21 protein-coding genes and 4 pseudogenes are annotated in these 25,369 nt (G+C 67.1%); 7 read left to right on the plus strand and 18 right to left on the minus strand.

Features of this window, described 5'->3' with window-relative positions; genetic code table 11:
* Positions 1 to 192: 192 nt before the first annotated feature.
* A complete protein-coding gene (locus OG883_RS47140; RefSeq protein WP_353963153.1) occupies positions 193 to 354 on the minus strand; it encodes a DUF6233 domain-containing protein in 162 nt (53 codons plus the stop codon).
* A gap of 175 nt (positions 355 to 529) precedes the next feature.
* A pseudogene (locus OG883_RS41945) lies at positions 530 to 1,359 on the minus strand (IS5 family transposase).
* A 48-nt stretch (positions 1,360 to 1,407) separates the two neighbouring features.
* Here OG883_RS41945 and OG883_RS41950 point away from each other — a divergent pair.
* Positions 1,408 to 2,258: pseudogene (locus OG883_RS41950) on the plus strand (transposase); the annotation flags it as partial.
* A gap of 170 nt (positions 2,259 to 2,428) precedes the next feature.
* Here OG883_RS41950 and OG883_RS41955 read toward each other — a convergent pair.
* Both OG883_RS41955 and OG883_RS41960 read right to left on the minus strand, forming a co-directional pair.
* Positions 2,429 to 2,767, minus strand: a complete 339-nt coding sequence (locus tag OG883_RS41955) for a transposase (protein WP_266553297.1) — start codon at positions 2,765 to 2,767, stop codon at positions 2,429 to 2,431.
* A gap of 125 nt (positions 2,768 to 2,892) precedes the next feature.
* Entirely contained in the window at positions 2,893 to 3,129 is a 237-nt protein-coding gene (locus OG883_RS41960; RefSeq protein ID WP_266552874.1) for a DUF3732 domain-containing protein, read from the minus strand.
* Between the two features lie 226 nt (positions 3,130 to 3,355).
* On the opposite strand from OG883_RS41960, the gene OG883_RS41965 reads away from it, so the two are divergent.
* Positions 3,356 to 3,970 carry a hypothetical protein gene (locus tag OG883_RS41965; protein ID WP_266552876.1) on the plus strand — a complete coding sequence of 205 codons (615 nt, stop codon included), beginning with the start codon at positions 3,356 to 3,358 and terminating at the stop codon, positions 3,968 to 3,970.
* A 187-nt stretch (positions 3,971 to 4,157) separates the two neighbouring features.
* Complete coding sequence (locus tag OG883_RS41970) at positions 4,158 to 4,316, plus strand: hypothetical protein (protein ID WP_266552879.1); 159 nt, start codon at positions 4,158 to 4,160, stop codon at positions 4,314 to 4,316.
* A gap of 246 nt (positions 4,317 to 4,562) precedes the next feature.
* Here the strand turns inward: OG883_RS41970 and OG883_RS41975 are convergent, their stop codons facing one another.
* From OG883_RS41975 to OG883_RS42000, 6 genes are all read right to left on the minus strand, one after another.
* The gene (locus OG883_RS41975) at positions 4,563 to 5,345 is read right to left on the minus strand and encodes a VOC family protein (RefSeq protein WP_266552881.1); all 783 of its coding nucleotides are present in this window, start codon (positions 5,343 to 5,345) and stop codon (positions 4,563 to 4,565) included.
* 254 nt (positions 5,346 to 5,599) lie between these two features.
* Entirely contained in the window at positions 5,600 to 6,064 is a 465-nt protein-coding gene (locus OG883_RS41980; protein WP_266552884.1) for a prolyl oligopeptidase family serine peptidase, read from the minus strand.
* A complete protein-coding gene (locus tag OG883_RS41985; RefSeq protein WP_266552886.1) occupies positions 6,061 to 6,831 on the minus strand; it encodes an alpha/beta hydrolase in 771 nt (256 codons plus the stop codon). Before OG883_RS41985 ends, OG883_RS41980 begins: the two co-directional genes overlap by 4 nt.
* Before the next feature lie 50 nt (positions 6,832 to 6,881).
* Complete coding sequence (locus OG883_RS41990) at positions 6,882 to 7,691, minus strand: IS5 family transposase (protein ID WP_266552888.1); 810 nt, start codon at positions 7,689 to 7,691, stop codon at positions 6,882 to 6,884.
* A gap of 292 nt (positions 7,692 to 7,983) precedes the next feature.
* Positions 7,984 to 8,622 (minus strand): response regulator transcription factor, encoded by a 639-nt coding sequence (locus OG883_RS41995; protein WP_266553300.1) that lies wholly within the window; start codon positions 8,620 to 8,622, stop codon positions 7,984 to 7,986.
* 20 nt (positions 8,623 to 8,642) lie between these two features.
* Entirely contained in the window at positions 8,643 to 9,926 is a 1,284-nt protein-coding gene (locus tag OG883_RS42000) for a sensor histidine kinase (RefSeq protein WP_266552891.1), read from the minus strand.
* 419 nt (positions 9,927 to 10,345) lie between these two features.
* On the opposite strand from OG883_RS42000, the gene OG883_RS42005 reads away from it, so the two are divergent.
* The gene (locus OG883_RS42005; protein ID WP_266552894.1) at positions 10,346 to 10,924 is read left to right on the plus strand and encodes a Ku protein; all 579 of its coding nucleotides are present in this window, start codon (positions 10,346 to 10,348) and stop codon (positions 10,922 to 10,924) included.
* Between the two features lie 682 nt (positions 10,925 to 11,606).
* Positions 11,607 to 12,053, plus strand: coding sequence for a hypothetical protein (locus tag OG883_RS42010; protein WP_266552897.1), 447 nt, complete (start codon positions 11,607 to 11,609; stop codon positions 12,051 to 12,053).
* A gap of 1,207 nt (positions 12,054 to 13,260) precedes the next feature.
* On the opposite strand, the gene OG883_RS42015 is transcribed toward OG883_RS42010, so the two are convergent.
* From OG883_RS42015 to OG883_RS42025, 3 genes are read right to left on the minus strand one after another with little or no spacing between them, the layout of a single operon-like run.
* Complete coding sequence (locus OG883_RS42015) at positions 13,261 to 13,707, minus strand: hypothetical protein (RefSeq protein WP_266552900.1); 447 nt, start codon at positions 13,705 to 13,707, stop codon at positions 13,261 to 13,263.
* A complete protein-coding gene (locus OG883_RS42020; protein ID WP_266552903.1) occupies positions 13,704 to 15,788 on the minus strand; it encodes an integrase in 2,085 nt (694 codons plus the stop codon). Before OG883_RS42020 ends, OG883_RS42015 begins: the two co-directional genes overlap by 4 nt.
* Entirely contained in the window at positions 15,785 to 17,428 is a 1,644-nt protein-coding gene (locus OG883_RS42025; RefSeq protein ID WP_266552906.1) for a hypothetical protein, read from the minus strand. Before OG883_RS42025 ends, OG883_RS42020 begins: the two co-directional genes overlap by 4 nt.
* 79 nt (positions 17,429 to 17,507) lie before the next feature.
* On the opposite strand from OG883_RS42025, the gene OG883_RS42030 reads away from it, so the two are divergent.
* Positions 17,508 to 18,629 carry an IS630 family transposase gene (locus tag OG883_RS42030; protein WP_266537024.1) on the plus strand — a complete coding sequence of 374 codons (1,122 nt, stop codon included), beginning with the start codon at positions 17,508 to 17,510 and terminating at the stop codon, positions 18,627 to 18,629.
* Positions 18,630 to 18,977: 348 nt separating this feature from the next.
* Here OG883_RS42030 and OG883_RS42035 read toward each other — a convergent pair whose 3' ends face one another.
* From OG883_RS42035 to OG883_RS42055, 5 genes and pseudogenes are all read right to left on the minus strand, one after another.
* Positions 18,978 to 20,441, minus strand: a complete 1,464-nt coding sequence (locus OG883_RS42035) for a hypothetical protein (RefSeq protein WP_266552909.1) — start codon at positions 20,439 to 20,441, stop codon at positions 18,978 to 18,980.
* Between the two features lie 321 nt (positions 20,442 to 20,762).
* Positions 20,763 to 21,143 (minus strand): annotated as a pseudogene (locus tag OG883_RS42040) (hypothetical protein); the annotation flags it as partial.
* Between the two features lie 154 nt (positions 21,144 to 21,297).
* On the minus strand, positions 21,298 to 21,498 hold the full coding sequence (locus tag OG883_RS42045; RefSeq protein WP_266552911.1) for a hypothetical protein: 201 nt from the start codon (positions 21,496 to 21,498) through the stop codon (positions 21,298 to 21,300).
* A gap of 433 nt (positions 21,499 to 21,931) precedes the next feature.
* Positions 21,932 to 23,005 carry a tyrosine-type recombinase/integrase gene (locus OG883_RS42050; protein WP_266552914.1) on the minus strand — a complete coding sequence of 358 codons (1,074 nt, stop codon included), beginning with the start codon at positions 23,003 to 23,005 and terminating at the stop codon, positions 21,932 to 21,934.
* A 14-nt stretch (positions 23,006 to 23,019) separates the two neighbouring features.
* A complete protein-coding gene (locus OG883_RS42055; RefSeq protein ID WP_266552917.1) occupies positions 23,020 to 23,655 on the minus strand; it encodes a hypothetical protein in 636 nt (211 codons plus the stop codon).
* 368 nt (positions 23,656 to 24,023) lie between these two features.
* Here OG883_RS42055 and OG883_RS42060 point away from each other — a divergent pair.
* Positions 24,024 to 25,358 (plus strand): annotated as a pseudogene (locus OG883_RS42060) (NF041680 family putative transposase); the annotation flags it as partial.
* Between the last annotated feature and the right edge of the window lie 11 nt (positions 25,359 to 25,369).

Raw genomic sequence — 25,369 nt, forward strand, 5'->3', positions numbered from 1 at the left:
CTGCGACACAAGGGCCTCCTGGCAGCGCGTTGCTTCGACAACTCCGAGCTGAGCAGGAGGCCCTGCCTTCATGCGCGTCACGACCCGAGATCACCAGATCGGGCCGGCCCAGTCGAACCGATGTCCACCACGCTCGGTAAGACAACGGCTTCTAAAGCCCACGGCATCCGCGGGCGGCGCCCCCATCAGTGGTCAGTTCACGATGCCGCGTTCGGAGTCGGGGCGACAGATCTCGCAGGCCCGGACCCCTCCGTCACATAGTGCGTTGCGGGCTTCGTCGCGGGCGGGCGGCTTCGGCAACTCGACGCCGGCCCTGGGCGCCTCGCTGCGTGAGGGAGGAGCCATAGGAACCATGCCGAGCGACCGCGCCAGGTAGCCCACGACGAGCCCAAGGCCCCGTCCGATGTGGTCGGCCGCAGTGCGAGCCGCGGGTCCCGTGCTCGGCGGTCTGATCGGGGCTGCCGGATCGCCGCACGGTTCTCCGGTCGCGGTCAAGGTCGCCGTCGGCCTAGGAGTTGTCGTCAAAGTGTCACGCCCACATCAGGAGGGATGCCAGGGTGACGGCTGCCTGGTAGGACTCGACGGTCTTGTCGTACCGGGTGGCGATGCCGCGCCATTGCTTGAGGCGGTTGAAGCAGCGTTCGACGACATTGCGCCGCTTGTAGATCTGCCGGTCGAAGGCCGGTGGGCGTCCGCCGCGGCTCCCGAGCCGGGCCCGGTTGCGGATCTGATCGGTCCGTTCAGGGATGGTGTGGGCGATGCCCCGGCGTCGCAGCCAGGTGCGGATGGCCCTGGAGCTGTAGCCCTTGTCCCCAATGACGTGGTCGGGCATCACGCGGGGTCGGCCGGGTCCGACGCGGGGCACCCGTATCGCGTCCATCACGGCGGTGAACCGGGTGCAGTCGTTGGTGTTCCCACCGGTCACGACGAAGCCGAGCGGGCGGCCGACGGCGTCGCAGGCCGGATGAATCTTGCTGGTCAGGCCACCTCTGGACCGGCCGAGCGCCGGGCTTCGGACCCCCCTTTTCGTGCCCCGGCGGCGTGCTGATGGGCCCGCACGACCGTCGAGTCGACCGACACCAGCCAGTCGATGTCCCCGGCCGCGTCGGCCTTCGCCTGCGCGGCCCGCAGCATCCGCTCGAACGTTCCGTCTTTTGCCCACCTTCGAAAGCGGGTGTGGAGTGTGGCCCACGATCCGTACCGCTCGGGCACGTCCCGCCAGGCCGTGCCCGTCCGGAACTTCCACACGATCCCGTTGAGGACCGTCCGGTCGTCCAGGCGCTTCCGGCCCCGCTCCGAACAGGGCAGCAGCGGACAGACGAACTCCCACTCGACATCAGACAGTTCATGGCGACCTATCACCCAACCATGATCCACCACGCAAGATCATTTGACGACAGGCCCTAGTCCGTCGCGGTCCTTGCCCGTGCCCAGCAGGACGCCGTCTGGGACCGAACTCAGGCCGGCAACAAGCTGACCTCGCACCTGCGCGAGTACTTCCCCAGCTACCTGGCCGCCGCCGGCCACCGACGTGAGGGCATCTACCACCCCATAGCCCGGGCTCTCCTGGCCGCGGTGCCCACCCCACGCCAAGCAGCCAAACTTACCCGGTCCCAGCTGCGGACCGTGCTGAAGAAGGCCGGTCGTAAGAACACCATCGACGGGAGGTCGAGCGTCTGCACAACGCGCTCCGAGCTCCGCAGATGCACCATCTCCCCCTGGTCGAGGAGGCCATGGGGCGACAGGCACTTGCGCTGCTGCGGCAGCTGGAGGCGGCGTGCGCGAGCGCCGATGATCTCGCCGAAGCCTCAGTGCAGGCGTTCGAAGCCCATGCCGATGCCGAGATCATCACCAGCTTTCCCGGCCTGGGCCCGCTGAGCGGGGCTCGGGTTCTGGCCGAGATCGGCGACGACCGGACCCGGTTCGCCGACGCCAGAGGTCTGAAGGCGTACGCGGGATCCGCCCCGGTCACCAGAGCCTCCGGCAAAAGCGTGTCCGTCGCGGCCCGCAGGGTCAAGAACCAGAGACTGGCCGGTGTCGGCTACATGTGGGCCTTCTCGGCGATGGCCCATTCGGACGGAGCACGGGCCCACTACGACCGCCGACGAGAGGCCGGAGACCGCCACACGGCCGCGCAGAGAAACCTCTTCAACCGGATGATCGGCTGCCTGCACCACTGCCTGTCTCACCGCGTCCCGTTCAACGAGGCCGTGGCCTTCCCGAACGCTCAAGAGCCCCGTCTTGCCCTTGCCGCTTGACGTGTTCTTCGCATCGGATGTCTTCTTCCCGGCGTCGTAGCCCCGACTGCCGGCGCCGACGACCGCGTCGGCCTTCACGGACTGCGAGTCGATGACCGCAGCCGTCGGCTCCGTTTCCCGACCCACCCTCTCGCGGACCTTCCCGCGCAGCCGGTCGTGGAACTCGGCGATCAGCCCGGTCTCCCGCCATCGGCGGAAGAAGGCGTGACCCGGTCCCAGGCCGGGAAGTCCACCGGCATCGCTCGCCACTTGATCCCGTTGTCCAGGACGTAGAAGACGGCGTCGAGCATCTGGCGGTGGCAGTAGCCCTCCGGACGTCCGCCCCGGCCCTCCAGCCATGCCGGCACCGGCAGCAGCGGACGGATCTCCTGCCACTCGGCATTCGTCAGATCCGTGCCGTACGCCGGCGCCCGGTCGGGCTGATCGGCCGCGTTCCCGAACCGGTGAGCGAGGCAATCGCACGACACGACGGACGAGTTGAGATCCTCGCCCTCGACCGCGTACAACATAGACAACAGGGCCTCCAGGTGCGATCGGCGTCTCAGCAACTCCGAACTGCGCCAGGGGCCCTGTCCTCATGCACGGTCACGACCAGGTTCACTCGCCCCGGCAGCCACTTTCGATCACATCGCACTCAAGATCGATAGGTCAACGGCTTCTGATCGCCGGTATGTGGTGTGGTCTCGGGGGTGGGCTGGTTGTCGAGCCAGGTGGTGGGGATGAGTTTCTCGCCGTTGCGCCAGTTGTAGCGGAGGGCTTCCTGGTACCAGGCATGTGGCAGGTCGGCGTGGTCGCTGACGGTGATCTGGAGGTCGGGGGAGAGTCCGGTAACGACCTGGTGCATGGGCTGGAAGAGGCGGGTGACGGTCACGCGGTCTTCGTCCAGTGCTCCAGCCGTCCCCGTGCTTTGGCCATGTCGGAGGGGTAGTAGGGCTGGGTCGGCTAGTCACCCTCCGGCCCGCCGTGACGGCTCGTGCCGCGCTCGTCGTCGAAGCGGTGCGAGTGACGGCGCCGAGACCGCCGCTCGACGGTTGCTGCCGTGACTGTCAGAGCCGGCGTCTAGCCTTCCGGCCATGGGACTTCATATTTCGGTTGGCATGCTTCAGAACATGGCCGGCGTCGAGGAGCACGAGGCGCTCGTACGCTGGCAGGAGAGATTCGACCTTCTCAGCCGGGCCTTGGCCGATGAGGGAATCGTCTGGCAGGAGCCGGCGTTGGACGAAACGTCACGTCTGCGTTTCATAAGTTTCCCCACCAGCCACCTGCACCACCTGCGCCGCGTCTTCGTGCTGGCGGCCCGGGGCGAGTCCGTCACGCCCGCATCGGCCACCAGCGCTGAGCAGTACGAACGCGACGAGGACAAGGTCTTCGACGAGTCAACGATGATGAGCTCCCACCTGCTGTGCCACTCGGACAGTGCGGGCTTCTACGTGCCGGTCGACTTTGACGATCCACTCTTCCTGCCGGCGGAGAAGCAGGTGGAGGGCGGCGGGATGGTCGGTTCCAGTCAGCAGCTGCTCGCCGAACTGTGCGGCTTCGCTCCCGCCATCGGAGTCCGGCTCGACCGGGACCGGCACCTCTCAGACGAGGAGAGGGCCCGCCTGGACACCGCATCCGACGACCTCTTCGACATGGAGAGGTCCGCCTGGCACCAGCTGTACCAGGTGTGCCGCACGAGCATCGCCACCGGTCGCGCCGTCGTGTTCCACTGACCGGACCGGGGACCGGCGCGGTGGTTGATGCTGCGGTTCCAGTCCCTGCCTGGCGTGAATGTCCTGTCGCGTTCGGCGCTGGTGTGGGCGAAGTGATCGTTTCCGCGGTGAATCCAGCCGCCCACACGGGTGAGTTGGCTGCTCACGCCCTGTCGCAGACCACGAGGGCCGCGCTAGACCCACTCATGTGATCAAGAACCTGATGCGGCGCGGCCTGCCCGCGTTCGTCCTCGCTGTCCTGTCTGTGCTCGGCGCCGCTCCCGCCTCCCACGCCCTGGACGCGCGGCCGGCCGCGGCTGCCACGCCCGTTTTCGATGCAGAACGGATAAGGCTCCCCGGCGGTTGAGCGAGACGTCTGACTCTCGACTCTTCCGCCGGGGAGCCTCGTTGGTGCACGGACCACGAACTCCTGGCGCACTCGAACGCCCTGGACCGCAGGCTCCCTGCCCGAAGGAGCAGCAATTCCAGCTCTTCCATCGCTTCGGACTATGGGTCTGTCCCGTTGGCTGGACACGCCCGCTGCTCACTGACGGCAACCTCCCGGCGATGCCTTCACCCCCCGTGCGGAGATCGACACCTTGCGGGGTCGTTGTTACTGCGTCTCCCCGTTGAAGGCCCAGATGCTGAACGCTGCTCCCTGCGGGTCGTGCAGCGCAGCCAACGGCCCGACGGGGGTGTCGATCGGACCGTGAACGACGGCTCCGCCGAGTTTCCCGACGCGCTCGACGGCCTCGTCGACGTCCGCGACGCAGAAGTAGACGATCCAGCGAGGCTGGACGCCCTCGCGCTGCGGAGGGATGAGCCCGCCGATCATCTCCCCGCCCACCGTGAAGCCCGTGAAGGGGGTGCCGGCCAGATCGACGGTCGTCGTGGTGAGGCCGAAAACCTGCTCGTAGAACGCCGCCGCCGCCTCCGTGCGGGGGGTCATGAGCTCACTCCAGATGAAGGCGCCGGGCTCGTTGACCACCGTGGCGCCGATGTGGTCCTTCGCCTGCCACAGGCCGACCCCCACTCCGATGACATCCTCCCCGAACGCGACCCGGCCGGATTCCAGGGCATCGACCGGCGGCGTCAGCAGTCGGCCGCCGGCCGCCTCGAAGCCGGTCGCCGTGGCGTCGACGTCATCGACGGCGAGGTGGGTCCGCCAGGTCGCAGAGGTTTCCTGCGTCGCCGTGCCAGGGGCTGGAGAGACCAGGGCGGCGACCACGCCATCGTTCATGACCGCCACCGAGCAGGCCGAGCCCCCGTACATCGGTCGCTCTTCGAACTCCCAGTGAAACAGCCGGCCGTAGAAGGACCGAGCCCCCTCCGGGTCGGTGGTCAGCAGTTCCACCCAATTGGGCGTGCCCTGGCGATAGGAAAGGCGGCGCGGCATCGCGGCTCCTCGTCGGTGTGGGGAAGCATCACGGACGCGAACCGGTGAACGTCGGCGAGGAGTTCAGGGTGTTCGCGCGCCGGTGCGGGAGATCTGGGCGTGGAACCCCGGTCGGACCGCGGGGAGATCGGGCGGCGGGACCGGGTATCTGGGGCGTCGGACCGCTCGTTTGCGCAGCTCAAGGGGATAGGAGGAAGGGCGAGCCATGACTCGATACTTTCATGGAATCGAGTCTCTACTGAACCCGGAACGGTTCACAAAGAGGGGCGGGTCTGCAGGTTGCCCTTGGTGAGGAAGTCGAGGAGGATCTGGCGGCTGGTTTGCGAAGTGAGGCTGCCGTAGGCGTCGTCGAAGGCGTGTTCGGCGAAGGGCAGTTCCTTGAATGTGGTGTCTAGGCCGTCGGCTCGGAGTGATGCGGCAAAGCCCTTGATGGTTTCGGGACGGGCGCTGCGGTCGCGGTCGCCCACGACGAGCAGCGTGCGTTGCAGGCCTTTTCGGATGTCGGTGGTCGGGGAGACTTCGCGGTAGCGCTCGGGGTACTGGTCAGGGGTACCGCCGGTGAAGAGTTCTGCGGCCTCGCGGGAGCCTGAAACGTTGTCTTTCCACATCTGGGTGACGTCTGTGCCGGGGTAGAAGCCGACGACGGAGGACGGGGGCTTGGGGGTGGGGCCGTCGGTGGCATGGATCGTGCCGTTCTGGAGGCGGTAGGCGGTGTTCATGGCGAGAGTGCACCGGCGGACATGCCGCCCATGGAGATGCGGGAGAGGTCGACGCTGTACTCGTCGGCGTGGTCCTGCACCCACCTCAGGGCGGATAGCAGGTCTTGCGGGGCGGCGTTCCAGGTGGGTCGGCTGGGGGTGGCCAGGCTGTAGTCGACGGCGATGGCCGCCACACCGTGGTCGGCCAGCCAGCGTCCCGTACCGCGCAGGTCGCTCTTGTCGAAGGTGCGGAAGCCTCCGGCATGGGCAAGGAGGATGGCCGGCACCTTGCTGTTCCGGCTGTGCTTGGCCAGGTACAGGTCAGCCTTGAGCGCCTGGCCGTCGCGGGCGGCGTACACCTGGGTCGTGTCCGGGGTGGCGTTGGGGTAGGCGAGCTGACTGAAGATCTCGCCGAAGGACACCTTCGTACCCGCCTTCTGTGCGGCACTGAACTGGATGCCGCCGATGGCCAGCGCGGCCACGATGGACAGCGTGGTGACCGCGGTGAGGACGCGGCCCCAGCGCGCCAGGCCGCTGCGCCAGGCCAAGGCTCCCAGGAGGACGCCGACTAGAGCGAGGATGGCTATGTGGAAGGGGTACTGGCCGCCGAGCACTGGACCGATCACACCGGCCTTGGGGATCGCCGGAAAGTATGCACCCAGCATGATCGTGGTGGTCAGGAAGGCCACGACGGAGGCGATCAGAGCGACCACGACGCGCAGCGTCCTCTTGACCCTGCCGGGAGGGATGGCCGCCGGCAAAGCGGCCGGGCGTCGGTTTGTGAACATGATGGTGTTCCTTGGGAATGGGTGTGCGGGAGGCGGACTAACTGATCGTTTCAGAATGAGGTTCGGAGTCGTCTCAAGCAGATGATGCTGCAAGCGAGTTGGAGCAGGGCGAGGTGCAGGTCGGCGCGTATCTCGTAGCGGATGCGGAGTCGCTTGAACTGGTGGAGCCAGGCGAAGGTGCGCTCGACGACCCAGCGGGTCCTGCCGAGCCCGGAGCCGTGGGTGGTGCCGCGGCGGGCGATCTTGGGTGTGATCCCTCGAGCCCGGACGAGGCGGCGGTATTTGTCGAAGTCGTAGCCCCGGTCGGCGAAGAGCCGTCGAGGGTGGCTTCGGGGTCGGCCGCGTAACCCGCGGACCGGCGGGATGGCGTCCAGAAGCGGCATGAGTTGGGTGACGTCGTGGCGGTTTCCGCTGGTCAGCGTGACGACGAGCGGTGTGCCGTGCCGGTCGACGATGAGGTGGTGTTTGCTGCCGGGCCGAGGCACGGTCGACCGGCGAAGGTCCGGTGTGAGCCCCCCTTTGAGGGCCCTGACGTGAGAGCCGTCGATCGCGGCGTCATCCATCTCCAGCAGGCCTTCTCTGCGTAGTTCCGCCAGAAGAACCTCGTGCAGGCGGGGCCATACCCCGGCCTCGGTCCAGTCCCGCAGCCGCCGCCAGGCCGTCACCCCGCTGCAGCCGACCTGCTCTGCGGGAACGTCCCGCCAGCTCACGCTCTTGCACAGCACATAAACGATGCCCCGCAACGCAGCCCGGTCATCCGCCGGCAACCGCCCGGGATACCGATGCCGCCGAGGCGGACGAGCAGGCAAGAGCGACGCCACACGTTCCCACAGGTCATCAGGCACAAGATCAGCAGACACCCAACAGATCCTGCCGCCACCACACCCAACTGCCAAGCCCCACACCGAACTTCATTCTGAAACGATCAGTAAGCCTCCGTACTGGACACCACGAGATTGGCGTTCCGGGGCAGTCCTCTGCGTCCCCCGCAGGAGCCATCCTGCGGCGTAGCCCTCCAGAGCTACGCGGGTCCGGGAGCAGCATGATGGAAATCCCTGAAATTCCGCCGGTTCCCATCGCCCATGCGCGGGTGGGGCCTGGATCCGGGATGGCGTGGGCGTGTAGGGGTGCGCACGGGGCAATGCGGCGTTTTCAGCGGGCGGCGTTGCCGGGGGTGATCAGGCCGGTTTCGTAGGCGAAGATGGCGGCCTGGGTGCGGTCGCGTAGTTGCAGTTTGCGTAGGATGCGGCCGAAGTGGGTCTTGACCGTCTCTTCGGAAACGACCAGTTTCTGGGCGATTTCGGCGTTGGACAGGCCCTGGGCCACGTGTGCGAGGACTTCGGTCTCGCGGTTGGTGAGGGCGTCGATGCGCACCCCGGTCGGCCGCTTGGCGGCGGGGCTCACACGGGAGAACTCCGCGATGAGCCGTTTGGTGATGTCCGGGGCCAGAAGGGCTTCGCCCCGGGCCAGTACTCGTACGGCTTCCGCGAGCTGGACTCCGGAGGCGCTTTTGAGGAGAAACCCGGAAGCCCCAGAGCGCAGCGCCTCGTACACATATTCGTCGAGGTTGAAGGTGGTCAGGATGAGGATCTTCGTTGCTGTGCCAGGGCGGGAGGCGATCTGGCGGGTGGCCTCGATGCCGTCCATGCCCGGCATCCGGATGTCCATCACGATCACGTCGGGTGTCAGTTCTCCGGCCCGCTCGACGGCCTGAGCGCCGTCTTCGGCGGTGGCGACGACTTCGATGTCGGGCTGGGCGCCGAGCAGGATGGAGAAGGCTTCCCGGACCATGGCCTGGTCGTCGGCGATGACTACGCGGATGGCCACTGGTCGATCTCCTTGCTGGTGGCGGGCGAGGCGGGGTCGGGCAGGGTGGCGGTGACCTCGTATCCGCCGTCGGGGGTGGGGCCGATGGCCAAGTCGCCGCCGAGCATCGCGGTGCGCTCCCGCATGCCGGTGAGGCCGTGCCCGGATCCGGGCGAGGTGCCGGCCGGAAGCGTGGCAGGGCCGTTGAGGACGCGCAGGCACAGAGCGTCCCGCGTATAGGTGAGTTCGATGCTTGTCCCGGCTCCGGGGGCATGGCGCAGGACGTTGCTGAGGGCTTCCTGAATGATGCGGTAGGCCGACAGTTCCACGCCCGGCGACAGCGGGCGGACCGTGCCTTCGATCCGGATGGTGGCGTGCAGACCGGCGGCGCGCACGCTGCCGAGGAGCGCATCGAGCTGTGCGAGGGAGGGCTGCGGGCTGGTGCCGGTCGTGCTGTCGTCGGCATCCGATCGCAGCAGGCCAAGCAAGTGACTCAGTTCAGCCAGCCCCTCCAGCGCGGTGGTGCGGATCGAGGCCAGCTCGGTGACCAGCTCCGGTGGGGGGTTCTGCACCCGGTAGGGCGCGGCATCGGCCTGGATGGAGATGAGCGACATGTGGTGGGCCACGACGTCATGCAACTCGCGCGCGATCCGGGTGCGTTCCTCCAGGACGGTGCGCAGCGCCCGTTCTTGGGCGGTGGCGGCGATCTGCTTGGTGAGGCGTGAATGGTCCTGGCGGCGGCCGCGGGCCACGGCACCGATGAGCACGGCCAGACCGAACAACGAAAGCGCCCCGACGATCACCTTCCATGAGTCGACAGCGCAGCCGGACAGCTTCAGGATCACAGCCAGCAGGGCGCTCAGTACCGCCGCGGTGACTGCGGACAACAAGTACACCCGCAGCGTGAGGAGGAAGAGGACGCCCGCGTGCACCATCCACACGTAAAGCTGCCCGTCTTGGGCAGGCGGATACTCCAGCGTGATGCCGGTGAGGACTGCCATCGACAGCCACCAGGCGGGTGCCGGCCACCGCAGTGCGACCACCAGCGTGGCCGCATCCGCGATTCCCATGACCGGGGCCGTCATGTCGGCCGCCGCGGCCATCAGGGTGGCGGTGAGGCACACCAGGATGTGGGGCAGCCAGCGCAGCCAGCGGGGCCAGGCCAGCGGTGGCATGGGACGGGCGCATGTGGTGACCAGGTCGGCTCGCAAGATGCGCAGGCCAGTAGCCGTGTTGACCGTGTAAGGGAGGGTGGGGCGGTCCGCCGTGGGGACGGTCGTCTCAGGCACGCGATCATTGTCGGACATCGTGAGTACTTCGGTGGGGTCCGCAAGTCAGGCGTGCAGCAATCGTGCCGGGCCCGGGCTCACGGTGCACGGCCGAAGGCCGAACAGGTGCGTGCCGCTCCGGGGCAGGCGCAAGCGGCATCCACAGGAGCGTGCGAGCCGGATGGCCAGCAGACCCCGGCGCGGCTGGGCAGATCGGTTTCTGCTCGCCCATGACACTTCCCTTCCAGATGGTCGCCAGAGCGACGCTACGGCGGAACTTCCTGGTCAGCATCCTGCTGGAGAGCCGTATCCGATGTAGCTCCCCAGGGGGACGAGGGTGACACGGCGACGTATCGGGGGCCTGGCCCCCGTACCGTCTCGGCGCATTCGGAGACACGCCGCGGGATGCGCCCTGACTGGCAGCGGCCGAGGCTGGAGTCATGAGGGCCATCTGGTCCGGCCTGATCCAGTTCGGGATGGTCGCGCTGCCTGTCCGGCTGTACGGGGCCACCGAGGAGCACGCCGTGCGCCTCCACGAGATCCACTCCTCCGACGGCAGCCGGGTCGAGCACCGGCGCTTCTGCCGTGCCGAGGGCCGGGAGATCCCGTACGACGAGGTCGGGCGCGGCTTCGCGCTGCCCGACGGCAGCATGGTGCCGCTCACCGAGGAGGACCTGGCCCGCCTGCCGCTGCCGACCAAGCACACCTGCGAGGTACTCGGCTTCGTACCGGGAGCGGGCATCGACCCGATCAGCTACAGCAAGCCGTACTACGCAGGCCCCGACGGTCCGGGCGCCGAGAGGCCGTACGCCCTGCTCGTGGAAGCCCTCGCGCGCACCGGAATGGTGGGCGTGGCCAAGGTCGCCATCAGGAGCCGCGAGCGCCTGGCCCTGCTGCGTCCCCGCCGCGGCGTGCTCGTCCTGCAGACTCTGCTGTGGGAGGACGAGCTTCGCGAGCCTGGGGATTTGGCCCGTCGGCACCGGTCACGGACCGGGAGCTGGAGCTCGCCGAGGTGCTGATCCGGGAGCTGACCGGCATCGAGAAGTTCTCCAGACTGCGTATGTCTCATGAGACATGGAACTTCTGAGCGACCGCCTCGGTGGCGGAAGTCGAGGCCCTTCTGCGTCAGGCGTTGCGCCGCCCACCCCGACAAGGCCCTGCCCTCGATTCGCTGACTCCAAGAGGTCATGGTCCTGGCGGCAGGCCCTGAAGCTTTGAACCGCCATGTCACTGCGGGCAGCTGGTGCCCCGTCACGCATTCGAAACCCTCTGTATTCGTCCCTCAGCCGCGGGCATCGCGACCACCTGGTGCTTGAGCGCCGATAGCTCGGCATCGCTCCCGGGCCGTATGGCTCGGCCAGCCATCGACGCGCCGCTGATCGGCGCAATCAGTGATGCATAGACAGGCCGACCAGCACTGTGGCCAGGTAGCCCCGAGCAAGGAGAGGACCGCACAAGATGCGAATCCGGCGTATCGAGGTGCTGAGGGCTGTCGGGGGCCTTCTCATGCCTCGCACGCTGCGGCCAGTTGTGCCGGTGCGACAGAGGAGGCAGTCGCCGGACCCCGCCTGCCGCTGCTTGGCCGCTGGTGCAATAGCGGCCCCAGCGGTGTGACCGACCCGCTGGCCCTCTCTTGCGATGTATTCAACGCAACTTTTGGCTTCTTTCCGACAGCGCGGAACCGACCTGGAGGCCACTGGTATGGCACGTGCCGTGACGGCAGTAAGTGGCGGGCGCGGGGCGAGGGCGCAGTCGGGTGAGCGAGATCCTGCCCTCGAGCAACTGGCGAAGTTCTTTCCGATCGAGACTAGCGGTCCGTATCTAGCTATCTCGACCGTATTTATCCAGGGCACGAATGCTCATACGATCTCGCGCACCGTGGAGCTTTGGGTAACCTTTGGGGTTCTGCTGGTTGCAACATTTGTATTTCTGCTCAAGCTATACCCGGACGCAGAGTACAAGCATCGGTGGGTGCCAATCACCATTGGTATCGGCGCTTTCACTATTTGGGCTTATGCTTCAGGAGGGTTAGCGCAAGAGATCGACCTCTATAATGCCGGGCTTGCACTGGGCCTCCCGGCCTTGTATGCAGTGGTGGCAAGTCTATATGTGCCAGAAAAGAGGCGCATTGCAGAGAATGGGGAGTAAGTGGAGGCCCTTCGCTCTATCGGCCGAGAGGCGATTGATTCTTTCAATCAAATCCTTGGCTTCCGAAACGTCACCGGTCTGCTCATTGAGAGCGATCCGATACTTCGTCGCCTGTGGCGGCTCCGTACCACTATGACGACAGCGGAATGGAATTCGCTCGACCACTTTCTAGCGGACCTGGGGCTATGGATGCGCCGGGGGCCATGGCCGCCGGATTCGGATATTTTTCGCAACTTGCTCGATGATATTCCGGATCAGTATCGCGTGCCGCGCTGTGACCCAAACTGGACCTGTCGTGCCTTTGAGGCAATCCGCCAATCTCCGTGGCGAGCGCAAGGCCAGGAGGGGCCGGGCGTCGTCTTCACAGTGCTTCATGATCCCTCGGCTGAGCGCGGCATCCTTGAAGACCTTTGGGGTGCGACGAGTCAGCTCCCGTGGCGTGTGCGTCTGGCAGCGCGGCCTGTAGCAACTGCCAACTTGGGGCCCCGAAAGTCCCACCGTCCACTGATTGGCGGGATTTCAATTGGGGAGGCGGGGAAGCGATCTAACGGTACCCTCGGCGGAATTCTCACTATTGACGGCGTGCCCTATGCCGTTACCTGTGGACATGTAATTGAAGCGCCATCGGATGCCGTTCAGCCTAGCGATCCTGACGGCGGGTCTGTTATCGGGCGCTGCTGTCACTCCACCCATGGCAGCCTGATTGGCCCCGGAAATCTATGTCGCGGTGTTGGCCCGGCAAATACTGTGGATGCTGCCCTGGTGTGGCTTGATCCCGCCATCGCGGTGACGGCGTCCGTGCGAAAGATTGGCCCGATCGTGCGCACGGTCCCAATCTCGGAAGTTACTGAAGGGGAGGCGGTTGAAGTGTCGTCGCGATCAGGAAATCGCCGCCTCGAAATCGGCGCTTTGGCTCTTCGCCGGAGTATTGCGATTGGTGGGATCGACTATTGCTTTGAAGACCTCATTGAGATTCGCCACGCCGGCAGGGACTGGGGTTGGAAGGGAAGCATCTCGAGTCCGACAAAGGGTGGTGATTCCGGGAGTTGGGTGCTCCGTGCTGAGCCCGAGGGTCATTCCTGGGTCGGAATGGTCACAGCGTGTGACGGCCCCTCAAGCTATGCGCAGTTCGCAGAGACTGTCGAGAATTGGGCCAAATCGCGCGTTTGAGGTAGCGCTTATCGATCGCCGGTCCTTGAGCAGGGCGTTAGCGGCGCTGGCGAGGGCCGCGGGGACGGATGGGCGTGACGGAGGCTGAGACCTGCCGGGCAAGCTGTTGTCGCAGGGCTTCGTTGTCGTGGTAGAGAGCGGCGATAGCGGTGGCTGTTGCCTTCAGCTTGTTCTGCAGGAGACAGCACTCCTGGGTCTTCTTGGCCAGGCGCCGCTTTAGTTCCGTGATGGTCGCGTCGCGCTGTGCCTCGCCGGGGGTCGTCTTGCCGTGGGCGGCGACGTGGGCGTCCCACTCGGCCAGGATGGTGTGCGCCCGATTCATCGTTGCGCGGCTGACCTGCGCTTCTTTGTAGAGGTTTTCTTTCGTGAGGCGGCCGTCGGTCCGTTGGGGGCGCCCTTCGAAGAGGCGGGTCATGGCTGCCCGCACAGCGGCAGCGGTCTTGGGGCTGACCTCATCTCGGAGGGCATTGGTGGGATGGGTCACTGGGCTTCCCTCGCCATCGTGAAGACGTTGCGGGTGATGTCCAGTTCGCGCTCGGCGAGGTCCCGGCGAACGGCAGGGATGGCCGGGTTGTTGATGATCTCCAGCTGTTTGCGCTGGTGAGAGTCGTAGATCGGGAGGTGCTCGGGGCCGATCATGCTGTTCCCGCAGCGGTCGGGTCGGCATCGCCAGTCGAGGGGTCCGACGTGGCCGTCGGGAATGATCGCGTTTTCGAGGCAGACGGCTCCGACTGGGTTGGTGTGGTCTGCGGTGCAGTTGTTGAGCATGCCGAAACGGATGTGGATTCTGGTGGTTCGCAGGAGGGAGTCGGCGGTGCGGGCATCGCCGTTGCGAGCCTTAACGCTCGCCGTGATCTGATCGAATGCGTCCTTGACGCGCTCGGCGCCGGGACCGAATCCGATCTCCTCGCCTGCAGTGTGGCGCTGGTAAAGGTCTTTGATCTTGCGGAACTTGACGTTGTCGAGGGCATCGGTGAGGTAATTGGCCCAGTCGGAGTCGGACGCCGCGTAGCCGCGGGTCGTGGCGTTGGCCAGGGCCCGAGCGGCGACGTGCTTGAGCTGGATGCCAGTGGCGATCTCGGAGCCAGGGAACTGGTCGGTGAGCATCGCCATCGTGCGGCGGAACATGTGGGGACGGATGTAGGTGGTGGGGATCTCGTCGAGGCCCGACCAGGCCCGGCCGGCATTCGAGAACTGCACGAAAGCGGCGAGCATGGAGACACCCACGACGCTGTCGTCCTGCCGGCACCGATGGGTGTAAACGGGTGCGAAGACGCGTTCGGGGTGGACGGAGACCGCTTCTGCGACCGCAAGGGCCTCAACGACGGGGGCGGCGATCCACCAGTGTTTTCCAGGCCGGTTGGCGGTTCCCTTGATCTTCGTGGAGGAGATGGAGGGAGCGTTGTAGTGCTCGACGACGGATCCCCGCATGATTTCGTGGATCTCTGAGTCACGCATCATGGAGAGCCCGACGACCAGCACGAATGCCGCTTCGCGAAGAGCCTTCTTCAGGTCGAACAGCGCTTGCGAGTCGATCCCGGGGTGCCAGGGGCCGGTGCTGCCGTCTTCCCGGAGGACCTGTACCAGTTCCCCGGCCAACGTGTCCGTCGTCGTCCGCCCCATGGCCACGGCGTCCAGGACCATCTCACGGCGCTTGTGACGGATGTCGGCTCGGATGGCGAAGGCATTGCTGTTCAAAGGGTCGTAGCCGAGGACGAGCGTCAGCAGCTTCCAATTCACCTGCCCAGCTGGCCATTTGGACGACGGGGGATGGACGGGGACCTTGTTCCGGTCGTCGGCGAACCACTCCTTGAGTCGTGCGTCGATGCCGCGCCTGGAGACCTGTGCGGCGGCATGGAGCTCACGCAGCCGACGGTCGGCGCGAAGAACGTCCGGGGTGAACTTGTGGATGTAGGCCCAGGCGGCACGAATCAGTGGAAACCAGGTCTCCGGTGGAACGGCAGGCGTCGAGAGCCCCTGCTCAGCACTGCGCTGGGCGACGCTGGATCCACTCTGCTCAGGCCACGGGTCTCCGGCCGGCCAGGGCAAGCTCAGGAGTGGCTCGGCCGCCGCCAGTCTCTTCAAGGTGGTCACATGCCCCAGGACGGTGCCCGGGACAGCGCCGCCCGAGACCAGGTCGGTGATGCGCTGCCGGAGGTCTTCGACTGTCCAGGTATCTGGACGCGGAGGGTGCCCCGCCTCCTGCGCCCAGCGTGCGATCGTCCGCAGGTGCGAGGCCGACTGGATCAAGGTCCGTGGGTCGGAGCAGCCGTTCAGGGCGACGCCGGCCTTGAGGGCCGCCAGGTGGCGCTGGTTGAACGTGAACATCAGAAACTCGCGTGCCAGCAGGTTCCAGTAGGGGTCCTCCAGCTCTTTGCTGAAGCTCATTTTCCAGGTGCCCCGGTTGACGTTGGCGGGGCGTTTGAGGACACCGTTGAAGTCCCAGCTGCGTGTGTCGCCGAACCGGGGAACGCGGGCTCCGGGCAGCAGAGCGCGGCCTTGGACGACGGGTTCGTCGTCGCGGAAGAGAGACGGTCGCCGCTGCTGGGGCAGCACCAGGATCATGCGTCGAACTCCGTAGTCGCGGTCAGGGGCAGGTCCAGGACGGCATCACCGGCGTCGATGTGTTTGCGGGCCGCGGCGTTTTCCTCGTCTGTGCGGTCGGTCAGAACAGCTCGCAGGTTCACCCAGCTCTGCCCCCAAAGCCGGGTGAAGACCTGCGGGGCCAATCGTGTGCGAAGCCTCTTCAGGTGGTCTTCGAAGAGGAGAAGTTGAGGGAGATTGGAAGGCAGGATCCAGGCATTGCGGCACTCCAGGCAGCGCAGCGGTGCCACGGCGCAAAGCTCGCCGGGCGGGCTGAACGGCGACTCGTAGGGGTTCCTGCAGTGCGAGACGCCCATGTCGAGCTGGCCTGCCATGATGGCCTCGGCTTCGTCAGCGGACAGGCCCGCATCCCGCAGCTGGGGCTGATCGATGTCCTCGGCGACGTCGGGGGTAATGACAATGGGGCCGTCGACGCGGGCAAGGGCCTGGTCGAACCAGTGCTGCTGGGCCGTGGTGATCGTCCGGCCGGACATGATCCGCAGCGTGGTGCCCTGTGCGTAGTGACCGGCGAAGGTCTGCTCAGTGTGATCGTCGGCGGCGGCGCCGACGCGCCCTTCGGTGACGATGGCCTTCTCGACCTTGACGGACTTGCGCAGACGCCCAATGTGGCGGTCGCCCTTGATCTCGACGCCCATGGTGTCCAGCCACTCGCCGAACGAGCCGCCTGGGGAGTCGGTGAGCCATTGGCCGAAGAACGGTTCGAAGTTGTTGCGGACGACTGCGCTGACGAAGAGCGTTTGGGTGACGTGCGGGGCCTTGGCGCGGACCCGCGCAGTGACATCCAACAGTTGGCGGACCACCTCGCTGGCCTCGCGTCGTGGCCAGTTCACGGTGAGCCGCCCGTCGCTCTCCTCTGCCGTCGGCGTATCGGCAGCGGTTCTGTCGCGGAAGGCTCGGTGCCGCAGCAGCCCGGCACGGCTCTTGAGCAGGGTGAGACGGACGCCCTTGGGCAGGAACTCCACCTCGGACTCACCGAAGCCGGTGACCTCCTCGGAGGCGTAGCCGGTGGCGTCCATCAGCAGGACCCGGAAGGCGTGCAGTTCGCCGGTAACCGGATAGAGCTCACGGAGCAGCCGCCGACCGAGCCGGATCCGCGCTTGTCGTGGGATGAAGCGTCCGTCCCCGGCAGTGAAAGCTTGCAGTTCCGTCGGCCATTGGCCGGGAGGCGGCGTGTTGTGACGGATGTCGTCCGGCGTGATCTCATCGCGGGCCAGGCCCCAGAGCAGGTCAGGAATGCTGGTCCAGCTGCCTCGCGAGGGATGGCGTCCCCGCTCAGCCAGGGCCCAGCCTTCGTGTAGACGCTTGCGGGTGGTGTGAGCGCTCTGCCAGGCCGCGCGGACCAGTGCCCGCTTCTCCTGGCGGGTGAACTCGTCCCGCTCCGTCCACTCGCCCCAGCCGAGGAGGGCGGGGCCGCGGGCCAGCCGGGCCAGATCCGGAGCGACCGGGCGCTCAGGGTGGTCGTCTCGGCGCACGATCAGAGTGCGCAGGACGCTTGCCGTCAGACGTGGTCTGGTCGAGCCCTCGGCGTAGTCCTCGGGCAGGGACAGCTCCCAGTCGGCCAGCGTTTTGAAGAGGCTAGTGCTGTGACCGGGATGGTTCACCGGGTTGCTGGTCGCGTTGGTAGGTGCTGGGCCGGTTGGATGTGAGGACATATCCGATCCGGCACCGTGGAGGCGCGTAGTGGCAGAGCCCGTTCGAGTCCGCAGGCTGACCGACCAGGAGGGGCAGCGGCTGCAGCAGATCGTGCGCCGGGGCAGCACCAGCACGGTGCGCTACCGGCGGGCGATGATGCTGCTGGCCTCGGCCGGCGGGAACCGGGTGCCGGTCATCGCCCAGCTGGTGCAGGCCGATGAGGACACGGTGCGCGATGTGATCCACCGGTTCAACGAGATCGGCCTGGCCTGCCTGGACCCTCGGTGGGCGGGAGGCCGTCCCCGCCTGCTCAGCCGTGATGACGAGGACTTCGTCGTGGCGACGGCCACTACCCGCCCGGCCAAACTCGGCCAGCCCTTCACCCGCTGGTCCATCCGCAAACTCGCCGCCTACCTGCGCAAGGTCCACGGCCGGGTGATCCGCATCGGCCGCGAGGCCCTGCGCTGCCTGCTCGCCCGCCGTGGGGTCACCTTCCAGCGGACCAAGACCTGGAAGGAATCCACCGACCCCGAGCGCGACACCAAGCTCGACCGCATCGAGCACATCCTGGACAACTTCCCCGACCGCGTTTTCGCCTTCGACGAGTTCGGCCCGCTGGGCATCCGCCCCACCGGCGGGTCCTGCTGGGCGAAGCAGAACCGTCCCGAACGGGTCCCGGCGACCTACCACCGCACCCACGGGGTCACCTACTTCCACGGCTGCTACTCGGTCGGCGACGACACTCTGTGGGGCGTCAACCGCCGCCACAAAGGTGCCGCGAACTCCCTGGCCGCGCTGAAGTCGATCCGTGCCGCCCGCCCGGACGGCGCCCCGATCTACGTGATCATGGACAACCTCTCCGCACACAAGGGCACCAAGATCCGCGTCTGGGCGAAGAAGAACAGGGTGGAGCTGTGCTTCACCCCGACCAACGCCTCCTGGGCCAACCCCGTCGAGGCGCACTTCGGGCCGCTGCGGCAGTTCACCCTCGCCAACTCCCACCACCCCAACCACACCGTCCAGACCCGCGCCCTGCACGCCTACCTGCGCTGGCGCAACACCAACGCCCGCCACCCCGACGTCCTGGCCGCCCAACGAAAGGAGCGCGCACGCATCCGCAGCGAGAAAGGCATCCGCTGGGGCGGACACCCCCTCGTGACCGCCGCGTGAACAGCCAACGGTGAACCATCCCGGCCACAGCACTAGGTTCAGCGAGCGACGCCTTCGCCGCCGGCGGCCCCAGGTGCTCGTCCACGTATCGGCAGAACCGGTCGATCGCCTGGTCGTAGACCTTGGCATGGATCGTGATGCCTGTGGCTGCCACATACTCGACCCACTCGTCCGCTAACTGCATGGCCAGTAGCGAACAGCGGTAACGCGATGGATCCACGGCCAGTAGATACCCGGGGCCCGCGACGACTCGGGGTCCGGCGCCGCCCGCCGGAACCGGGTTCGCCAGAGCTGCCAGAAGCCGTTCGCGCTCCTGCTTACTGCGGCCCGACTTGCGTGCCGCCGGCATCAGCGGCGGCCCTTGGTGTCGGACAGGGCGTGCGCGGCGATCTGAGCGTAGGTCGCCTCGTCGTCCCCGACCCAGCTGGCGAACGCGGCCTCGAACTCGTCGATCAAGTCGTCGGTGTACTGGAGATATTGGTACGTGGTTTCCGGACTGGCGTGACCGAGTCGGCGGCTGACGATCAGCAGGGGGTTGTGCCGGATGTGTCCGGTCAGGTAGGAGCGATGCCGACGGCGGCGGGCCTGCAGGTCTGGCTCCCGGCCGTCCATGATGTTCTCCAGGTAAGTCAGCAGCTGCAGAGCGTAGGTGTGCCTTAGGTCGTGCCATCTCCAGCGTCGAGCGGGCAGATGCGGAGTGGTCTCGTCGGCGAGCGCGTTCGTGCGCGTCCAGGCCCGGTGGCGGTAGTTCTTCCAGGCGTCCGCCCCCGGCATCAGCCCGCCGCGGCAGACGAACAGGGACAACGCCTCCAGGCCGAACGCGCCCTCATAGACGGTGATCCGCCGCAGCTTGGCAGGCATGGCCGACATCTGGAACTCACGCACAACGCCGTCCAGGATGCCCCGCACCCGGCCGCCGGCCACGTCGACCTCGCCCACCACGAACAGGTCGCGGGCCTTGCGCTCCAGAGTCCGGGCAGCCCGGCGGACGATCTCCGGACGCTCCAGCAAGCAGAACAGGTCCGCGGAGGCGACGGCATCCTCGGGGACGTAGACGGTGCGGGCTTTGCCGTACTTCGCGCAAGCCTGCACTGTGTACTCGGCCGCCCCGCCCGGCATGCCCGGCCAAAGCCCGATCTCGGGAAGCAGCACCGTCGACCACTCCCGCCATCGTGACCCCGACCCCAGAGCTATGTCCGAGCCAGCCCGGTTGCGTAGCGGCGACCACCCGCGAAAGCTCTGGTCAACCTGGGCGTTGGGCAGCTGGCCGCCCAACCCCACGTCCCGCAAGTACCGGTACTGCTCAAATGTCAGGTGCCGGATGTCCATGCTGGACCGGACCCGCGGCGCCAGCGCGTTGCGTCCCCGCGCCGCCAACCTCGCCGGCCGGTGCGACAAGAGCCCCCTGTTGACGAGGAACCCATAGAGGTCGTCCTGGACAAACGACTCCTTGCCCCACGCCGACCCGCCGATCGGCTTCTCCTGCCACCGGGTCCGCTGGTCGCGGTACGAAACGAGATCCGACTCCACCGCCGACAGCACATCGCTGCCCAGGCCAGCCAGGTAGTCGTCCAGCCGGCCGACCGCCCGCCCGTAGTCCTTCAGCGTGCTCTCGTCCAGCAAGGCCGTCGACAGGTACCGGCCGAACTCGCACAGGGGCGGGACCGGCATCTGCGTCTCCTCGTCGAGAAACACCGGCGTCCCATCGAGCACACCCCGCCGCTTCAGCAGAGCAGCGACCTCCGCTGCGGAGATGACATCAGTGTCCAGGAACCTCTCCAGCAGCCCAGACTGCACAAAAGCAAGATCCACGCTCGCTCCTCCCAGGGACCTGAGAGGAACTCCCGTCAGCTCACCTGTCTCGTACCACCACAACGCATCGAGACTGAACCACACATCTCATGAGACAGATTTGAACAGCGGAAAGAAGAGCCGCGCGAGCTGGACGACGAGTACGGACACGCCCTCGAGCAGCTGATCGCGGCGAAGGCGAGCGGCGGCGAGCTGACCGAGTCGCCGGTGGAGGCGGTGCCGGCGGTGGACCTGATGGCCGCGCTGGAGGCGAGCGTACGAGCGGCGCGATCTAAGCGCGGCGAGTGAAGAAGGCGGTCAGGGCGACGGGACTGATGTGGCGGCCTTCATGAACTCGTCGTTCACCCGGACGAAGTTGTTGGCGTTCTGGTACTGGACGGACGTGATGTCGTTGCCGCCCAGGTCCATGTCGAAGCCCGCGTCGCGCAGCGCGCGGATCTCCTCCTCTTCCTTCATCTTGGTCTTGATGAAGCCCTCGACGTCGGCGGGCGAGGCGAAGTAGCCGTGGTCCTTGCCGGCCTTCCGGTAGGTCTTCACGATCCGGTCGATCAGCTACTTGAGACCGGTCTCGCACTGCGGGGTGTACGCCGCACCGCGGAAGTACTTGCTGGTGACGATGTTGACCGTGTTCACCGACCAGAAGTCGGGGAACGCGACGCCACGCTGCTCGAAGTTCACCGAGCTGTCACGCCAGTTGGTCATGACGACGTCACGGCGCTCCCAGGCCACCTCGTCGTACGGATGCACGCCGGGGTGGTCTCGACAGAGGACGCGCAACAGGTCCAGAGCCTGCACCCGCACCTCCCACCTGGCAGTACTTCGCCCCGCCGCATGAATCTCCGACGGGGCGAAATGATCAGTAGCGGCTCTGAACCCACACGATGATCAGGCTCACCGCGCCGCTGCCGAGGGTGTACGCCGCACCGTGGATGAGCTGATGCTGGACACTCTGTCCATGTACGGCGATCCATTTCCGCAGGTGGCGGTGAGTGGAGGCACGCCACCTGTCCAGGTGAGCCCTGGGCTTAGAACAGCGTTTGCGGCTACTCTCTTCCATACGGAGTTCCTTTCGTCATGCCGACGTCTTGGGACACCGCGCAAGGAGTCCTCTCGGCTTGTGGCCTACGAAACCCGCCGAGGTGCAGGGCTCCTTTTGCGCGTTGAGCAGGAGTCTACGGATGCTGCGCGACAAATCCGGCCCGGGGACCACAAGTTGTGTGCGCTCAGCGCGCGCCCCGACCCCAGTGGCGTCGCTGTGCGTAGCCACCCTTCTACTTTCGTCGGGGAAAGTAGAAGGGCGTGACCCTGGGCGGCACTGATGGATGCTCTGCGTGTTCCATGTGAGCTGCCTCACTCATGTCGTATGGGCGCAAGCCTCCAGCCCAAGAGGCCGATCAGGTTGTGCAGCACGAGCACGTGAGTCCAGCCGCGCCCAGACCGGCGAGCAGAGCGCCGGTGCTGTAGCCGGTGAGGACTTCGCCAGCTCGTGTCTAGCTGTTTGGTTTGATCCCGTCGAGGCGCCCGGAAATGCGGGCGGCGAGGGTGTGCCCCGGGTGGGTGTCGTGGCGTCGGCGGCGCCGGTTGTAGCGCTGGGTGGTGCGTGGGTCCTTGTGGTTGACCGCGTCCTGGACGTCCTGGAGCGGGACGCCGGCGTCAAGGGAGTCGGTGATGAAGGCGTGCCGCAGGACGTGCGGCTTGATGGTGCCGGCCTGCGGGAGGCCGGCCTTCGCGGCGAGGCGGCGCAGCAGCTTCCACACTTCGGGTTCGCGCAGCCGGGCTCCGGTGCGGGTGGTGAACAGCGGTCCGTCGGTGCGGCCGTCGAGGTAGCGCTCGAGTGCGTCGAGGGCGAGCGGGACGACGGGCTTGGGGCGGATCTTGCCGCCCTTGATGCGCAGCGGCAGGGTGCGGTGGCCGCGGTCGTAGCCGAGCTGGTCGGCGTCGAGTGCCAGGAGCTCGTCGATGCGCGGGCCCATCAGGTACAGAAGCTTCACGAGCGCTTCGGCGCGCGGGGACCAGGCGGTGGCGGTCGCGATGAGCTTGGCCGTCTCGTCCTCGGTCAGGCCCTCGGTGGGGGATTCGTCGGGGTCGACGATCGGACGCAGGACGGCCTCGAACGGGTCGGCCTCGGCGGCGCGGGCGCGTACGGCGTAGCTGTAGAAGCTGGAGCAGGCCGACAGCAGGTTCGCCCGGGACGCGTCGGTGCGGGGTTTGCCGGTCGGCGCCATCTCGCCGTACCGACCGCTCTTGACTCGGCGCAAGGTCGGGGCGGTCTCCAGGTGGCGGGCGAAGGCATCGGCGAGCGGGAAGCCAGCGGCGAGCACGTGACCGCCACGCTCCCGAACGTACGCCTCCCAGACCCGGAAGCCGCGGGCGTACGTGCGCCGGGTGTTGGCGGAGGGCCAGCGGGCGATCCAGCCGCCGGCGACGTCGGGCAGCGCGTCGTGTTCGCCGTAGAACTGCAGCAGTTCCTGGCGCAGTGCGCGGGCCTCGAGCGGCCAGTCGTCCCGCGGGTCGGCCAGGACCGTGGCCAGCTCACCGGCGGGACGGTTCTGCAGCAGGGTCATTCGGTCACCCTTCCCTAGAGGCCGTGGAAGCCGTACGCGTGTGGCCGCCGGACGATCTCGCACGAGTAGTCGCGGCGCCAGGACACACCGGTCCCGTCGTCACAGCGAATGCTGAGCCTGGCGGTTGCTCCGTCGTTGACCGCGGAGGGTTCGAGCGCGACGTGGACGTCCTTGACGGCTCCTTGTGCCATCGACCCCAGGTCCTCTTCGGCATCGGGCTCGCCGATGGTGCCCCGCGTGATGAGGAGCCCGGCGACGCCGGGCCCGCTCACGCTTATTCGCACGGACTCCAGTGCTGGCCCGTCCTCCTGCTTCAGCTTGAGCACCGCCACTCTTCGCTGCAGCCCTGGATGGTGTCTGCTCCGGTCCAACGACAGGGAGAAGTTCGGGCCGCCGGCCTCGTGCCGCGCTGCTTCGTCGGCTTCGAGTTGTCGGCGCATCAGGGCGACCTGTTCCTCGGCTGCCCGCGCCTGGGTTTCGGCGGATCTCGCCTGCTCCTCTGCCGAGTGCGCCTGCGCCTCTGCTGACCGTGCCTGCGCTTCCGCTGATCGGGCGGCCCTCCTGGCGATGTGGGCCTGCCAGCCGGCGTACCCGGTGCCGATGACGCTGACGACGACCGCCGCACTCGCGGTGATGAGTTCCCCGTCCATGTGCCCCTCCCCGGCGCCCGGTCCGCGCCCGCGGATCGGGATTGGCAGCCTACCCGGAGCAAGGGAAGGATAAGGTTCATTATCCTTCCCTCAGTTGGACCTCCGGCCGGTACGATGGCCCGCCATGGCCACCACGCCGCGCCAGCCGTTCTCGGTCCGCCTTGGCCACGCCGAACCCTTTGACGACGCTCCGTACGACGGCGTGCCACGCCATCTCCTGCAGCCTCTGAGCTTGGCGTTTATCGTCTGTGGTCGAACATGGCCTCGAACTTGCTGGAGTTTTCGGCTGAGTGCCAGACGTGAGAGCGGCCTTCGCCTGATTCTGTGCTCCGTCACAGAGGCGCTTGACCAGTACGAAGGCCGGAGCGATGAGTCTGCTGCAGCGGGGTGTCCCGCGGGATGCGTTTGCCGAACTGTCGTGGTTCCGGACGGAGTTCTATGCGTGCCTGACCGAGCGGCGCGACGCGTTGTTCGAGCTGGGTGACGCCTTGTTGTGTGTGGACGGTCCGGTGAAGACGTTGGTCGAGTTGTCCCTGGCGCCTGAGCACCGCCGCGGGCATGGTGCGTTGTACGGGGGGCTGAACCGCGGGCATCTGGATGTGGCACGGCTGCGCAGGGCGCTGGCGGGACTGCCGCTTCCCCGGACGGCTGAGGGGCGGTTGGTCCTGGCGGTCGATGTCAGCAACTGGCTGCGGCCGGATGCGAATACCAGCCCGGATCGGCTGTTCTGCCACACATACGGTCGGGGCAGGGGCTCGGCCCAGATGATCCCCGGGTGGCCCTACTCCTTCGTTGCCGCCCTGGAGCCCGGGGCGGACTTCGTGGACTGCCATGCTGGACGTGGCCCGGCTGTGTCCGTGGGACGACGAGATCGCCGTCACCGCCGTCCAGGTCAGGGAAGTGTTCCAGCGGCTGTATGTGGCAGGCCAGTGGCAGATCGGCGACCCGCCCGTCCTGGTCGTCGTCGATGCTGGCTATGACGTGACCCGCCTGGCTTTCCTGCTCGCGGAGCTGCCCGTGGAGCTGCTGGGCCGGATGTGTTCGGACCGCGTCCTGTACTTCCCGCCCCCGCCTCAGCCGGCGGGCAAACGCGGGCGCAAGCCCAAGCGCGGGGCGGAGTTCAAGTTCGAGGATCCGGCCACCCAGCCTGTCCCGTCCGTCACCACGCTGACCGACACCACCCACTACGGGAAGGCCGTCGCCACTGCCTGGGACCGTCTGCACCCGCTGCTGGTCCGGCGCTCGGCGTGGGCCAACTACCCCGAAGGACAGCTGCCGGTCATCGAAGGCACGGTCATCCGTCTTCAGGTCGACCACCTGCGTGGCGACCGCAGCCCCAGGCCAGTCTGGCTGTGGTGGTCAGTCACCGGCGCCACCGCCGGGGATGTGGACCGGCTCTGGCAGGCATTCCTGCGCAGATTCGATCTTGAACACACCTTCAGAGTGATGAAGCAGACGTTGGGATGGACTGTTCCCAAACTCCGTGATCCGGCCGCCGCCGACCGCTGGACCTGGCTGGTCATTGCGCCCACACACAACTCTGCCTCGCCCGGCCCCTCGCAGAAGACCTCCGCAAACCCTGGGAACGGCCCGCACGCTCAGGGCGCCTCACACCTGCGCGTGTCCGTCGAGGATTTCGCCGCCTCCACGGGAAAACCCCTCAGCCGGCCGGTGCACCGAAAACGAGCACCGCAGGCCCCGGCCCGACCAACCG

The organism is Streptomyces sp. NBC_01142 (assembly GCF_026341125.1).
Classification (GTDB): Bacteria; Actinomycetota; Actinomycetes; order Streptomycetales; family Streptomycetaceae; genus Streptomyces.